Origin of the sequence: Streptomyces fodineus (assembly GCF_001735805.1) — a bacterium.
In the GTDB taxonomy this organism is placed as follows: domain Bacteria; phylum Actinomycetota; class Actinomycetes; order Streptomycetales; family Streptomycetaceae; genus Streptomyces; species Streptomyces fodineus.
Genome location: NZ_CP017248.1, coordinates 976772 through 990326 on the forward strand (window position 1 = coordinate 976772; position 13555 = coordinate 990326).

Annotated in this window: 16 protein-coding genes and 1 pseudogene; 7 read left to right on the plus strand and 10 right to left on the minus strand. The window is 68.5% G+C overall.

From position 1 onward, the window contains the following. Positions 1 to 816 (plus strand): thaumatin family protein, encoded by an 816-nt coding sequence (locus tag BFF78_RS04290; protein WP_227025700.1) that lies wholly within the window; start codon positions 1 to 3, stop codon positions 814 to 816. Between the two features lie 38 nt (positions 817 to 854). On the opposite strand, the gene BFF78_RS04295 is transcribed toward BFF78_RS04290, so the two are convergent. Both BFF78_RS04295 and BFF78_RS47360 read right to left on the minus strand, forming a co-directional pair. Beyond that, on the minus strand, positions 855 to 1190 hold the full coding sequence (locus BFF78_RS04295) for a hypothetical protein (protein WP_069777029.1): 336 nt from the start codon (positions 1188 to 1190) through the stop codon (positions 855 to 857). A 13-nt stretch (positions 1191 to 1203) separates the two neighbouring features. Further along, the gene (locus BFF78_RS47360; protein ID WP_069777030.1) at positions 1204 to 1521 is read right to left on the minus strand and encodes a hypothetical protein; all 318 of its coding nucleotides are present in this window, start codon (positions 1519 to 1521) and stop codon (positions 1204 to 1206) included. A gap of 680 nt (positions 1522 to 2201) precedes the next feature. On the opposite strand from BFF78_RS47360, the gene BFF78_RS04305 reads away from it, so the two are divergent. The 3 genes from BFF78_RS04305 to BFF78_RS04315 all read left to right on the plus strand — a co-directional run bounded on the left by BFF78_RS04305 (position 2202) and on the right by BFF78_RS04315 (position 4383). After that, positions 2202 to 2921 (plus strand): chitinase, encoded by a 720-nt coding sequence (locus BFF78_RS04305; protein ID WP_069777031.1) that lies wholly within the window; start codon positions 2202 to 2204, stop codon positions 2919 to 2921. 129 nt (positions 2922 to 3050) lie between these two features. Beyond that, entirely contained in the window at positions 3051 to 3878 is an 828-nt protein-coding gene (locus tag BFF78_RS04310) for a glycoside hydrolase family protein (protein ID WP_227025701.1), read from the plus strand. A 70-nt stretch (positions 3879 to 3948) separates the two neighbouring features. Next, a complete protein-coding gene (locus BFF78_RS04315; protein ID WP_069777033.1) occupies positions 3949 to 4383 on the plus strand; it encodes a septal ring lytic transglycosylase RlpA family protein in 435 nt (144 codons plus the stop codon). Positions 4384 to 4661: 278 nt separating this feature from the next. On the opposite strand, the gene BFF78_RS04320 is transcribed toward BFF78_RS04315, so the two are convergent. After that, positions 4662 to 5327: an ATP-dependent DNA ligase gene (locus BFF78_RS04320; RefSeq protein WP_069777034.1), complete on the minus strand. Its 666-nt coding sequence runs from the start codon at positions 5325 to 5327 to the stop codon at positions 4662 to 4664. A 141-nt stretch (positions 5328 to 5468) separates the two neighbouring features. On the opposite strand from BFF78_RS04320, the gene BFF78_RS04325 reads away from it, so the two are divergent. Next, positions 5469 to 5660 carry a Tn3 family transposase gene (locus BFF78_RS04325; RefSeq protein ID WP_069777035.1) on the plus strand — a complete coding sequence of 64 codons (192 nt, stop codon included), beginning with the start codon at positions 5469 to 5471 and terminating at the stop codon, positions 5658 to 5660. Between the two features lie 26 nt (positions 5661 to 5686). Here BFF78_RS04325 and BFF78_RS04330 read toward each other — a convergent pair whose 3' ends face one another. The 3 genes from BFF78_RS04330 to BFF78_RS04340 all read right to left on the minus strand — a co-directional run bounded on the left by BFF78_RS04330 (position 5687) and on the right by BFF78_RS04340 (position 7773). Then, positions 5687 to 6364 carry a TetR/AcrR family transcriptional regulator gene (locus tag BFF78_RS04330; RefSeq protein WP_159032938.1) on the minus strand — a complete coding sequence of 226 codons (678 nt, stop codon included), beginning with the start codon at positions 6362 to 6364 and terminating at the stop codon, positions 5687 to 5689. Then, the gene (locus tag BFF78_RS04335) at positions 6357 to 6761 is read right to left on the minus strand and encodes a PaaI family thioesterase (protein ID WP_069777036.1); all 405 of its coding nucleotides are present in this window, start codon (positions 6759 to 6761) and stop codon (positions 6357 to 6359) included. The genes BFF78_RS04330 and BFF78_RS04335 overlap by 8 nt, the downstream gene beginning before the upstream one ends. Positions 6762 to 7323: 562 nt before the next feature. Then, the gene (locus BFF78_RS04340; protein WP_069777037.1) at positions 7324 to 7773 is read right to left on the minus strand and encodes a MarR family winged helix-turn-helix transcriptional regulator; all 450 of its coding nucleotides are present in this window, start codon (positions 7771 to 7773) and stop codon (positions 7324 to 7326) included. Between the two features lie 104 nt (positions 7774 to 7877). Here BFF78_RS04340 and BFF78_RS04345 point away from each other — a divergent pair, with 104 nt between their 5' ends. Together BFF78_RS04345 and BFF78_RS04350 are read left to right on the plus strand one after the other, a co-directional pair. Beyond that, on the plus strand, positions 7878 to 8282 hold the full coding sequence (locus BFF78_RS04345) for a nuclear transport factor 2 family protein (RefSeq protein ID WP_069777038.1): 405 nt from the start codon (positions 7878 to 7880) through the stop codon (positions 8280 to 8282). A 100-nt stretch (positions 8283 to 8382) separates the two neighbouring features. Further along, entirely contained in the window at positions 8383 to 9855 is a 1473-nt protein-coding gene (locus BFF78_RS04350) for an FAD-dependent monooxygenase (protein ID WP_069777039.1), read from the plus strand. A 609-nt stretch (positions 9856 to 10464) separates the two neighbouring features. Here the strand turns inward: BFF78_RS04350 and BFF78_RS04355 are convergent. The 4 genes and pseudogenes from BFF78_RS04355 to BFF78_RS49640 all read right to left on the minus strand — a co-directional run. After that, positions 10465 to 10859 (minus strand): annotated as a pseudogene (locus BFF78_RS04355) (hypothetical protein); the annotation flags it as partial. Positions 10860 to 10960: 101 nt separating this feature from the next. After that, positions 10961 to 11611: an alpha/beta hydrolase family protein gene (locus BFF78_RS04360; protein ID WP_069777040.1), complete on the minus strand. Its 651-nt coding sequence runs from the start codon at positions 11609 to 11611 to the stop codon at positions 10961 to 10963. 221 nt (positions 11612 to 11832) lie between these two features. Continuing rightward, complete coding sequence (locus tag BFF78_RS04365) at positions 11833 to 12354, minus strand: hypothetical protein (RefSeq protein ID WP_069777041.1); 522 nt, start codon at positions 12352 to 12354, stop codon at positions 11833 to 11835. 129 nt (positions 12355 to 12483) lie between these two features. Continuing rightward, the gene (locus BFF78_RS49640; RefSeq protein ID WP_335755306.1) at positions 12484 to 12624 is read right to left on the minus strand and encodes a hypothetical protein; all 141 of its coding nucleotides are present in this window, start codon (positions 12622 to 12624) and stop codon (positions 12484 to 12486) included. Positions 12625 to 13555 lie beyond the last annotated feature (931 nt).

Consider the following 13555-nt stretch of genomic DNA (forward strand, 5'->3'; position numbering starts at 1 on the left):
GTGAAGAAGTTCCGTGAGTTGCTTGTCGCGGCCGTCCTGTGCCTCGCGCCGGCCGCCGCGACCGCCGGTGCCGTGCACGCTGCCGTGGCCGACGATTTCCGTGCCGTACCCACCACCGCCTCGCCCGAGACCGGTGCGGCAGCAGCAGTCCCCCACACGGTGACGTTCGTCAACCGCTCCGGCAAGAAGCTCTGGATCGGCAGCACCGTCAACAGGGGAGAACCCGACGGCGACTCGAAGAGCCTGAAGTCGCTGCCCACGCTGAAGCCCGGGCAGTCGGCGACCGTGAAGATCCCGGAGAACACCGCGCCCCATCACTGGCGTGGCAAGTTCTTTGCCCGCCAGGGGTGTTCCGGCAAGGCCGGGAGTACGTTCCACTGCGCCGTGGGCGACTGCGGCAGGTTCGCCCGGCGATGCGCAACGGGCGAACAGCCGGTCAGCCTGGCGGAATTCAACTTTGATATGAAAGACCGCGACGCCCCCTGGTACGACGTCAGCTATGTCAACGCGTTCTCACTGCCCATCACCATTGCGCCCAGGGGCGCCGAGAACGTCACCCAGAACGGCTCGTGCTCGAAGCAGGGCTGCAAGAAGAGCCTGCTCCGTTACTGCCCCAAGAACGATCGGGTGCACAACGCCGCCGGGAAGGTGGTGCTGTGCGTGAACCCCAGCCGTGACGCTCGGAGCGCCTACAGCAACGCCATCGAGAAGCACTGCCCCAAGGCGTACGCCTGGTCCAAGCAGGACGCGGAGACCGGCAACAAGACGATGCGCCAGTGCAGTCGGTGCAAGGGCTTCGTCGTCACCTTTTGGTAGTCGCCCCGGCCGGCCGATCCGAACAGTTGAGGAACCCATCACATGCGACGCACCGCAGTACTCGTGAGTGCGCTCGCACTGTCCGCCCTGGGCTGGGCGACGGCACGCCTGCGCGCGGCCAAGGACGTCACGGTCGTACCCCGCACCGCAGGGACCGCCGCCTCCTCCGCCGCCCCGGCCGACGACGGCCCGCAGCTGTCCGTACCCCCGACCCCGGCTCCCGCCCCGGCGTCCGAACGGACCGCCGATCCGGACCAGGTCTCCGCCCGCGCCTCCTCACCCACTCCGTGGAAGCGCGGCGGGCTGAGCCGGAAGACATCGGGCAAGGTGTTCTTCCAGAACGCCGACGGCCCCGTCTTCGCCTGCTCGCCCACGGTTCATTCCCGACTACGTCCATGGCAAGCGCCCCTTCGGCAGGTTCACGGCCCAGAAAGCTCCTCCATACTGAAGCGGGAGACTTCGCCTTCGCCCGTATGCGCGTGCGCGACGGCCGCATTCCCCTTCGGTCGAGGTTCCGGCCAGTTCCTCGTAGACCTCGTATTCCTCGAGCCGTCGCAGCACTTCGGCACCTATGCCGGCGACGACCTCCTCGTGGCGTTGGTCGAAGAAGCCGCAGCACGTGAGCACGGAGCTGATCGTGGCGGCGGCAATGCCCGCCGCGCCTCCGCCGGCCACGACGACGCCGAAGGACGGTCCGTCACGCATTCTTTGTGTTCCTCTTGTGAGTTGCGAAAGTAGCGACCTTTGGATCAGGTAGCTCTTCATGGGAGAGTGGCCTTCGCGATGGAAGGAGAACGCGGGCATGGCGAAAGCGCCGCGGAGTGACTGGGATAACTGGTCGATTCGCCACATGGACGAGGTTCTGGCGGCGCGGGCCGAGTACGACCGGCAAAGCGAGAAGTCGTAGAAAGAGGATGCCCGGTCACAGGGACCGGGCATCCACGGGTGCGTACGTCGAGCGTCAGCGAAGCTTGATGGTGATCTCCTCGCACCCCTTTCAGTTTTCCGTGCGGCGGCTTGAGGTTGACCGCGCGCCCCGCGGGTTCCATGGTGATGGCCCGTACCCGCCCCGAGTGCCGCCAGCGCGGCTGCCGCGCTGTGCTTCACGCTCGTCATGGGAATCCTCTGTGTAGCGACGCGAATTTCAGCAGAGTACGTCGCGTAGACGGCCCAGTGCGCCTCGAAAAATACGTGCCGGCCCATCAGCCAGGTTGCGAACTACTGCCGTGCGACTGCCAGTTCTTGCGCTCACGCGTCGAGCAACAACTGCCGCTTGCGCAGCAATTTTTGACCATTGTCTCCGGGCCTCGACAGGTAGGTTCATCACCGGATGCCCGCAGAGCAACCCGCTTTGAGCGACCCGCTTTTATTCCGAGGAGTTTGGCATGCGAAAGCTACGCGCTGTCTACGCCGTGCTCACCGCCGTACTGATTGCCGTTACAGCGGTCGATCTGACCGCCACCACGGCGTCGGCCGCGGAGCACCGGGGCGGCTTCGTCATCAGCAAGGCGCAGTACAACAAGATGTTCCCGAAGCACAAGAAGGTCTACAGCTACCAGGGCCTGGTCAAGGCGATGAAGGCCTTCCCGGCGTTCGCGCACACCGGCGACGCCAAGACCAGGAAGCGTGAGGCCGCCGCGTTCCTCGCGAACGTCAGCCACGAGACCAGCGGGCTGATCTACATCAATGAGCAGAACAAGGCCGCCTGGCCGACCTATTGCGCCGACGAACCGTACGGCTGCCCGGCCGGCCAGTCCGCGTACCACGGCCGTGGCCCGCTCCAGATCAGCTGGAACTACAACTACAAGGCCGCCGGCGACGCGTTCCACGTCAACCTGCTGCACCACCCGAACCTCGCGGCGAAGAACCCCACCGTGACATGGGAGTTGGCGCTCTGGTACTGGATGACCCAGGCCGGCCCGGGCACCATGTCGTCGCACCACGCGATGGTCAAGAGCCGCGGTTTCGGCGAGACGATCCGCAGCATCAACGGCGGTGTCGAGTGCAACGGCGGCAACCCGGCCGAGGTGCACGACCGGATCGCGAAGTACAAGAAGTTCACCAAGATGCTCCACGTCAGCACGGGCGGAAACCTCAGCTGCTGACGCCCCCGTGACCGCGGCGGCACGTCGACATTCTCCGTGCATTGCTGATTCACCTATCGCTGATCGGCGCCTCGCGGCGCCCGTCAGCCGCTTGGAGACGTCATGCGAAAATTACGCACCCTAGCCCTGATGCTCGTGCTGACCGCGGTACTCGCGGTCAGTGGTCCGGGCGGCACATCCACGGCGCTCGCGTCCGGCAGCCATACCGGTGTCTCCGCCGCCCCGGTGAAGAAGAAGGGCATCAGTGCCTGGAACTTCCATGGGGTCACCAAGGCACTGGCTGATGCGAAGGTCGGCTGGTTCTACACCTGGTCCTCGGGCAAGGGGGGAATCAAGGCTCCGCGCGGTGTCGAGTTCGTACCCATGATCCACGACGCGGGCTCGGTGACCGAGAGGGAACTCGGCCGGGCCAAGAAGCAGGGCGGGACGTTGCTCGGCTTCAATGAGCCCGACAGGCCGGATCAGGCGCACATGACGGTGCGTCAGGCACTCGACCTGTGGCCCCGGTTGCAGTCGACCGGTATGCGGCTCGGCGCGCCCGCCGTGGCCACCGGAGGCGATGTCGCCGGTGGCTGGCTGGACCGGTTCATGAAGGGTGCCGCCGCTCGTCACTACCGGGTCGATTTCATCCCCCTGCACTGGTACGGCGCGGACTTCAACGCCCAGCGCGCGACGGCACAGTTGCGCAGCTACCTCCAAGCCGTGCACCAGCGCTACAAGAAGCCGATCTGGCTCACCGAATACGCGCTGACCGACTTCTCCGCCGGCTCCCCGCGCTATCCGACAAAGGCGCAGCAGGCCGCGTTCGTGAAGCAGTCGACGGCCATGCTCCAGAACCTGTCCTACGTCCACCGGTATGCGTGGTTCACCCTCTCCACGAACCGCGGCGACGGCACCGGTCTTTACCACGGCGCGAAGGCCAACCGAGTGGGCGCTGCCTACCGCGTGGCGGGCTGAACGGAACATGCGCCCCAGAACCCACTCACTCCCACCCGGATCCAACTGCAAGGGAAACGAGGCAAGAAACATGAGTAAGCGGATCCTGCGACTCTCGCTCGCGACCGGCGTCGCCGCGCTGACCGCGACGGTGGCGCTCGCTCCGGCGAGTTCGGCCGCCCCCGACTCCGCGCAGGCCCACAGGAGGACGTGCTGGGCGTCGCACTACGGCCCGATACCCGCCGGCACCCAGACGGCCAACGGCGACGTCTTCGACAACAGCAAGAACACCGCGGCGACATCGCTGACCCGCAGGCCCCAGCTGCCGTTCGGCACCAAAGTGAAGGTCACCAACGTAGCCAACGGCAAGTCCCTGGTCGTGCGCATCAACGACCGGGGCACCTTCCGGCGGACGAAGCAGACACCCCTGTGCCTGGACCTGACCGACGGAGCCTTCCGCCGCCTCGGCGGCAGCCTCAACCCCGACGCCGGGCACATCGTCGTCCGGCAGAAGGTGCTGAGGTGACCTCCACAGCGGTGTCCGGCTGACGGAACACCCGAACAGCGCGGCGCCCGTCCCCGGGCTCGGGGACGGGCGCGTGGTGGAGGCGGCCGATCGGTCGGCCTCTGGAGCTGGTTCTTGAGCCGCCAACGGTAGGGGCCGTCACCCGCGGGCTCCTCCCGCGGCTCGACGAACACCATGGGGGTCTGCGGGGCGCAAGGATCACAGTCATGGCGCACCCTTCTTGCCCAACTGGGCCGCGCAGGCGAGGAGGCGTGACGCCTGGTCGGCGCTGTCCGGCCTCACCTTCGGTCGGCGACGAGCCCGCGCCGTCCCCCGAATAATCTCGGCGACCCGTTCCGGCTCGACAAGGACCACGTCCAGCGGGGTTCGGGACCCCCATGTCGTAGTGAACCGGACGCCCTCCCACGGGTGACCTCTCTTGGCCGCAGTGAGCTGATCGGCGAGATGCCGGACGTGACGGGGCTGCAGCTGTGTGCTGCGGGCGACGGCCCGCAGGATCGCACCCCGGTCTTGATGAGCGCGCGGGCACCGGGCAGGTAGTGCTGCTGGCTTCCACGGATGATCAGGCCCTCAATGCCGGGCACCTCGGTCCAGGACATCAGCCGTTCCCGGGCGAGGGTCATATCGCGGGTTTCCGGGCACAGCGTCCACGGGTCGGCCAGGTGGTGTTCGGCGAACACCGTCTCCAGCCGCGCCCGGCACTCGGCGTACGGCGTCCGCAACAACTCATGACCGTCGATCTGGAGGACATCGAACACAACGAAGTGGGCCGGCATCTGCTCAGCAAGCCGGGCGCCGGTACGGCCGTGGGAGACCGCGCGCCGTTGCAGGGCCTCGAAGGACAGGTGCTCACCGGCCCATACCAGCAGTTCTCCGTCGAGGATCAGGCCGTCGGGGAGCTCGGCGGCGGCGTGCACGAGGTCGGGGAAACGGGCCAGGATCACTGCCCCGCGCCGGGACTGGATCAGGACGGGTCCGGGCGACGGGTAGGGGTGAAAACGAGGGCTCTGAAGCCGTCCTTCTCCAGACTTTGATATGTCTCATGAGACATCAGCTCGCTGTCTGGGCCACTTCAAAACCGGCGCATGATCGGCAAGCAGCTCAACATCGCCGAGGCCCGCCACCGCCTGGCCCGGCGGATCTTCTTCGGACAGCGCGGCGAACTGCGCCAGCACTACCGCAAGGGCATGGTGGACCAGCCCTTTTTCTGCCCCCGCGCAGGCCGCCGCCGACCGCTGCGCCAAGCGTCGGCCGATGAGAACGCCAGCGAGGCGTAGCGGAGCGTTGCCCAGGGCAGAACAGTTCACGTTTCGTAGCGGCCATGGTGCGCGCGTGAGAGGGCGGCGGCGCCCTGGCAGGCGAGGGTGGCGGCATCGTCTGCGTACCGGGGGATGTCGTCGGGCCATTTCGAGGTCGGCTGGAGGATCAGCAGCGAGACGGCACCGTGCAGGCACGCGCAGATGGCCCGGGTCAGCGCCGTCACATCGCCGTGGAGCACGCCGGCGTCGGCGCATCGCTGCACCGTTTCCCGCAGGAATCGGAAGCAGGCGTCGGCGACCTGCTCAGTGGCGGCTGTCGCAGGTCCGGTCGCGACCAGGCGGTAGCGCAGGGGATGATCGAGCCCGAACCTGATGTAGGCGACACTGCGCTGGTGGAGTTCAGCGAACGGGTCGGTGGTCTGGGCGCTGATGCTCAGCATCCGTTGGCCGAGCTCGTCCCAGACCCCGAGGCACACGGTGTGCAGCAGTTCCAGTCGGTTGTCGAAGTGCAGATATACCGAGGGGGTGCTGACCCCGACAGCCTGTGCCACCGCACGGATGGTCACGCCGTCCTCGCCGGCGTCGTCGAGCAGCGTGCCGGCCGCTTCGATGAGCTCGTCCCTCAGTCGGCCGCCGTGGCCTCGCTTGGCGCGACTGCGCCGACGGCCTTCGGTTGTGCTGGCGCGGGCGTCGGCCGTGGTCTGGCCGGGTCCCTTAGTCATGGCGCCTCCGGAGGGCGACGAGTTGAGTGACGCGGACGCAGAGCCGGTCCTTGTCATCCCTGATGTCGATTTCCACGGCGACCGTTGACTTGCCGACGTGCAGCGGGCGGGAGGTCGCGAAGGCGCCGGTGCCGTGTACGGGCCGCAGGAAGTGGGTGGTGGATTCCATGGTCGCGGGGGCGGTGTCGGCGGTCCCGTTCAGCGTGGCGCACACGGCGCCGGCTACATCGGCCAGCCCCATCAGTGCCCCGCCGTGCATCGCGGCGCCGATGGTGGACTGCTCGGGCGTGTAGGCGAGTTGCGCGGTGACAGCGTCGGCCTTGAGGGATCCGAAGCGTATCCCGAGCGTCCTGGCGAACGGCGCCAAGGTGTAGACGTCTTGCGCGGTGATGGTCATCGCGGCCTCTCAGGTTGTCGCCGTTAAGTTAACGGTGACATGTTATGTGGGCGTCACGGTTCGCGTCCACGCCTGTGGCGCGCGGCTGCAGGGCTGTGCGGTCTTCTGGTGCCGATCGGAGGCGTGCTGAGAGACGCCGAGCCGTCACTCGGATGAGACAACTTCAAGTGCCTGGAGGACCAACCCACTTCGGTTGGAACACCGGCCCGCCGGGGAGCGCGCCGGGTGGTGGCATCTGGTCACGAGCCTGCGCCAGCATGGGTTCAACCGGCAGTTGCAGCACCATGCACCCGGTCTACGGCACCATGGCCGGGACCGCGAGTCCTGCTGGTGATCGCCACGTCCTTCCGAATCTCGAAGTCCATCGCATCCCCCTGAACTGGAGTGTTGCGACAACCAGGAAGATCCCTTCCGTGACATCGGACCCGAGACCATGATCAATCTCAGCGCCGACCACGGGTCCATTGATCCCCGAGGCCGTCTTCGTCGCCGAGCGGGACGCTCACCAGCATGCGCGTCGGCGCGGTCCGGCATCGTGCACTCGCACCCCGCGTGCTTGGCGTCATGAAGCCGCGAATGGGCCGGTGGCGACAAAGCGGTGGAGTTGGCGGGCGAAGCTCTGTGCCTCCTCGGGCGGCCAGGAGGCGAGGGACGCTTCGATGAGTGCGGCGAGGCGCTGTCGGGTGGTCTTCACCGCCTGCTGTCCGGTTTGGGTCAGGGCGAGCAGGGTGGCGCGGCGGTCGTCGGGGTCGGGTTCGCGGCGCAGCAGACCGGCTTCCTCCAGGCGGGTGGCGCGGCGGGTGACGCCGGAGCGGTCGAGGCCGATCTCGCCCGCGAGGTCGGCAGCGCTGCACGGGCCGGTCCGGGCGAGCCCACTGAGGACGGGGTAGGTGGCTTCGTCCACCGCCTCGCCCAGGCCGTCCGTCAGGCGCGCGTACAACCGTGCTCGGGTGCTTCGCCTGAGCAGAGCTCCAAGAGCGTCGGCGATCTCGTGTCCCACATCGTTAGGCATGACCCAAGACTAGCGTGCGCGACGCACGCAATCTGTAGTACGGTGGCGAGTGCGTGCTCGACGCACGCACTTTCTGTCGAAACGTGAACTCCAAGGGGACCGTCATGACCACCGCCAGTACCCACACCGACGCCCGCGCCGCCCTCACCGACCTGCTCCTCACCCCGGGCCTCGACCTCGACGAGGCGGCCGACCGGCACTTCGCCCCCGACTACCGCCAGCGCACCGACGGAAGCTGGGCGAACCGTTCCGAGTTCCTTGCCCACATCGCCCACCTGCGCACGGTCGTCGCCGGCGGCTCGGTCGAGGTGCACGACGAACTCTCGTCCGGCGATCGCTACGCCGACCGCCACACGATGGAAGTCATCAAGACCGACGGCTCCATCGTCCGCATGGAGGTCTACCTCTTCGGCGAGTTCGCCCCCGACGGCCGCTTCCGCCGCATCGAGGAGACCACCCTCATGCTCGAAGGCGCCGACCATGACCGGAACCTCGGCAGCGCCCGCTGAGCCACATTGCCACCCGACGCCACGAGGCCGGCCCTGTCCCCGTACATCGGCGCGCCGCCGTCACGGCGCATCGTCCCAAAAGTGAGAGGAAGTGGTTGTCATGCTCGATGTGCTCATCGCCGGGGCCGGCCCGGTGGGGCTCTGGCTCGCCGCGGAGCTGCGCCTGCACGGGGTGGAGGTGACCGTCGTGGAGCGCCGGGCGGCCCCGGACGGACGGTCGCGCGCGGTCGGCATGCAGGCCGGCACGCTGGACACCTTCGCCACCCGCGGCCTCGCGGAGCGGTTCATCGAACGCGGCACCCCGGTGCCGACCGGCCACTTCGGCGCGGCGACCACCCGGCTGGACTTCTCCACGGTGGGGGCGGTGCACCCGTTCATGCTGGCGCTCGGTCAGTCCGTCACCGAACAGCTCCTGGAGGAACACGCACTCGCCGTGGGCGCCCGGGTGCTGCGCGGGGAGGAGGTCGTCTCACTCACCCAGGGGCCGGACGCCGTCGAGACGGTGATCCGGGCCGCCGGTGCCCATCGGACCGTGCGGGCCCGCTGGGTGGTGGGCTGCGACGGCACCCGCAGCGCGGTGCGCCAGGCGGCCGGCATCGGTTTTCCCGGTCAGGACACCACCATGACCGGGTGGCTCGCCGACGTCGAACTGGAGGATCCGCCGACGGGGCCGCTGGCCGCCACCGGGCCGGCCGGGTCGTTCCTGGCGGCCCCGATCGGCGACGGCGTCCACCGGCTGGCGGGCCTGTCCACGGCCACCATGCACCGCGGCACCGATGCCCCGCTGACCCTGGAGGAGGTGCGCGAGCAGATCCGCGTGCTGCTGGGACGGGACCTCGGCATCCGCAACCCCCGGTGGCTGTCGCGCTACGGCAACGCCACCCGGCAAGCGGCGCACTACCGGGCCGGACGGGTCCTGGTAGCCGGGGACGCGGCGCACATGTTCTTCCCCGCCGGTGGGCAGGGCATGAACCTCGGCATCCAGGACGCCACCAACCTGGGCTGGAAACTGGCGGCCACCCTCCAGGGCCGGGCGCCTGACGGACTGCTCGACAGCTACGACGCGGAGCGGCGGCCGGCCGCCCGCGCCGTCATCGACAACACCCGCGCGCAACTGGCCCTGTTCGCTGCGGCGAGCCCGGAGCAGATCGCGCTGCGTGAGGTCTGGTCCGCCGCGCTGGCCGAACCACGGACCAACCGACAGTGGGCCCGAAGGATCGCCGGCTTCGACGACCCGCTCCCCGCCGGCACCGCACCCGGCGCGCACCCGCTGACCGGTACGCGACTGGCCCACCTCGCCCTGAATGTGGCCGACGCGCCCACCGCCCACCCGCTGATGCATCACGGCCGACCGCTGCTGCTGGACCTCGGCGGGACGCGGACGCCGTGTTCCGCGCCCGGCCTGGACCAGCGGACGGTAGCCGTCAATGCCGAGGACTCGCATCCGGTATGGCGGGACGTCACCGCCGTCCTGATCCGGCCGGACGCCCGGATCGCCTGGGCCGGCACCGACACCGACCCGCAGCGCAGGGCCGCGGACTGCCGCACGGCCCTGCGCACCCTGTGCCGCTGAGCGCAGCTCGGCGAGCCCACCCGCCGGCCTCGCTCGGGCGTCCACTGCCATGGTGGACGACAAGCGGGACGAGAAGTAGCCCAGTTCCAGCGGCATTTGGTGGGCCCACTGGGTGGTCACACGAAATAACGCGGTCGCGTTCCGGTGCGACACCACTGCAGTGGACAGAAGCCGCAAGCACGCTTCTGGCAGGACTGGGTGAGGGCTCTGGGCGGAGGCGGTCGGTGCCAAGGCAAGGCTGCCGGTCACCGTGGCGGCGACAGCGACGGCTGCTGACAGGCGGCGGATGGAACGGATGCGCAAGAAGAGACTCTCCTGGATTGAACGGGCGCGGATGCTCGTAGGTGTAGGGGCGGGTGGCGGCGCCGGGTCAGCGGGAGCGGCTTAGTGCTGGGCTGGGCGGCGGAGCGGCTGGTCCTGACGGCGGCCGGGAGGGTGCGTTGATCGCGTACCGCCGGGCGGCGGCGCGTACGAGCTGCTGTTGCTGCTCGACGGGAAGCTGTTCGATGGTGGCCAGGCCCTTGGGCGGTGGCGAGGCCGAAGAGAGATCCGGCGTTCAGGCCCGCGGCCTGGACGATCTGGGCCGCGGCTTCGGCTAGATAGCGAGTGTCAGGCGAGAGAGAGCCGGGTGAGCGCGGTGGTCCAGTCGGTGACGATGGCCTGTTGCGCCGTGGCGAGGGTGACTTTCCCGGAGCAGACCGCACGGTGCAGCTTCGTCTCCACGGGTCCTTCTTGTTGTTGATGCCGCCGCCCGGCGCGTGACCCGGATCGGCGGGCTGTACCCACAAGTTGCGCGAGTCGTTGGGGTCCCCGCCCAGCTGGAGACGGATCAGGTGGTCGTACTCGGCATCCGCCAGGCTGCCTGTATAGCCGTACGAGGCGGCGTTGAGCTTCTTCTCCTTGCCAGTGACGGAGGCCGGCGGGCGGGCCCTCTTGGTGTGGCCACCCTTGGCGCAGATCGTCGACTTCAGGTTCGCCTGCGTGACCGCCGGGGAGAGCGCACCTCGTCGCCATCGATCTCGCGGCCCCGTACTGGTTCTGTCACTCGCACAGCCTGGCGACACCGCGCCGTCCGGACAGCGTCCGAACGGCGCGTCACATCACCTCAGGACGCGATGGCAAACTCCATGGTCGCTTGCGCGAGGTCAGCGAGGAACTGAGCACGCTCGAAGCCCTCGTCTTCGACCGTGCCCGGCGGAGGCGTATTCATGAAGCTGAAGTGACCAGCCCCCGGCACGACGCGAAGGTCGACCTGGGCTGACGCGCGTTTCAAGCGGATGGCCTGCTCGACGGGCGTCACGGTGTCCATTTCTCCCGCATAGACGAGCATCGGCGCTGTCACCGCGTCCAAGGCGCCCGGAGCGGCGAACCAGCCGGCAGCGGGCGCGAACAGGGCGAGACGGCTGACGCGTGGCTCTCGTGGGACGTCCAGCGGCTTGCCGTCCCGCCCCCAGGGCGTCGCACCGGCGAGACAGAGGCCAGCCCATCCACCGATCGAGTGGCCGACCACCACAACAGCCGCATCCGGAGACGCCCACCGGTGGAGCGCCTCGACCAGCGCGACCGGGCGTGCAAGCAACTCAGCCGTGGTCGCCTCCCGCGCGACAAGGCGCTCGAAGTAAGGCGCGATGACCTGGCAGCCATGGACTGCCAGGTGCTCCAGGAGGGGGCGATAACGCTCCGGATCGCCGCCCGCTCCAGCCGCGAAGAGCACGACACGCCCATGGTTCGTGGGACCAAGCGTCAGTGCCTGCATCTCGCTCCTTCACCACAGCGCCGTTCCCAAAGACGGCCCACGGATCACTCCATGCTCTGTTATGGCCTCAGATCAGCGCGCAGCAGATCGCGGCACCCGAACGGCGAGGGGCCCGTCGCTACGGGGAAAGCGACGGGCCCGGCGGCATCCACGCTCCCATACCTTCGCCGCGCGGCGCAGCATGAGCGGACGCTTATGGCTGTGGCGTGCGGGAGCCGGGTTCAGCTGCCGACGAAGTCTTTGAGCATCTCCTCCAGGTCGGCCAGCGTGTCTGCGACCGGCGTCCCGTGCTGCGTGTCCCGGATGGTGATGCAGGTGGCGGTGAAGTCTGCGAGTTCGAGGATCAGGTCGAAGAACTCGCCCTGATCCCTGGCGAAGGTCGCCCCGAGAATTTCGCCTGCGCTGTCCTGGCCTGCCAGCAGAGCGCGCATCACCGGCACCGCGTTCAGCTTTGGTTCTCCCTGGGTCGCTTGGCGCCGAGCGGCGTCCTCGATCGCGGTGAGGAGTTCATCGGCGGTTTGCTCGGTCTCGTCTGCCAGCACGAGCGCGAGGCCGGTCGCCGAAACCGCGGCACCGGTGGCCAGCAGGAAGATCCTGTCGGTGCCGCTCTCGTCAGCGTCAGCGCGGGCGGCCGCCGACACCACGCGGCCGGCGGGAGAATCGACCGGGCGCCGGGCCGTGCGGCTGGCAGGATCCATTGAAGCGCGGATCAGGTCCATCACGGGCTTGTGCGATGTCGGCATCCTCCCATCCTGGCCTGCTTGGTTCCCGCGGCGCAGGCGAAGTGCGCATCTCCGCCTGGCAGTGCGGGGCGCCGTCATCGGCCAGTTCACCCAGCCAGCATCAGACAGTGCATCACGGACGGTGTCGGGTCAGCTGAGGCCAAGGGTGCTCAGTGCCGTGGTCCAGTCGGTGACGATCGCGCGCTGTGCCGCGGCGAGGGTGACCTTGCCGGAGCAGACCGCGGTGTGCAGTTTGGTCTCCACCGGATCCCTCTGGTTGTTGACCCCCATTGCCCGTTTTGTGACCCGGATCAGCTGTCTCCACCCACAAATTCCGGAAGTCGTTGGGGTCGCCTCCGAACTGAAGCGAAATGAGGTGGTCGTACTCGGCATCCCCGAGGCTGCCGTTGTAGCCGTAGGACGCGGCGTTCGCCTCCTTCTCCTTGCGGGTGATCGCCTCCAGCGGCCGGATGTTCTTGGTGTAGCCGCCCTTGCGGCAGATCGTCGACGCCAGGTTCGCCTGCGTCACCGCTGGCGAGATCGCACCCGGCGTGCACGACCGGTCTTCGAGGGGACTCGCCTTTCTCATACCGGTAGTGACAGCTGCCTGCCGGTGGCTGCTGCTGCGCCGTGTACGTCGTCTGCGGCCCCGCACCCACCGCAATCTTTGCCGCTCCCGTCGGGAACGGCCGTCCGCGACGGCCCCGCCGCCGACGCTCCGCTCTTCCCCGAGATGTCCGCCCCGGAGGACGAAACGTTCGAACAACCCGCCAGCAACGGGCAGGAAAGCATCAACGGCGGCACGGCGCGGCACATGGAACCCATGGCGACCCCTCACGAGCGAGCGTCAACTGTGCACGTGCTCCCCCGCCCCGACGCCCTTCTACCGCCCACGTCGAGGCGCATGAGTGCACACCGGGCCAAGCTCCGGGAGCCCGAGCAGCCGCCTGAACCAGCGCTTCTGCCGGTCCGCCGCGCATCGACCGTCATCCTGGTGGGCTAAATGGACGGCATGGGCCAGCGGCGGCCAACTCACCAAGGAACGTCGCACTTCCCGAGCCCGACTGGACGGCGCTGACGCTCTGGAGGCCGACCGTCCCGGCGCCGGCCGTCGAGGTGTAGGCGACGTACAGCCGGCCGGTTCGCCTTCCAGCCGCCGATCCAACTCCCAGTCCCCGAAGGAGAAGAGAATGCTCAGGACGCCCCCGCTGGCGATCGCCCA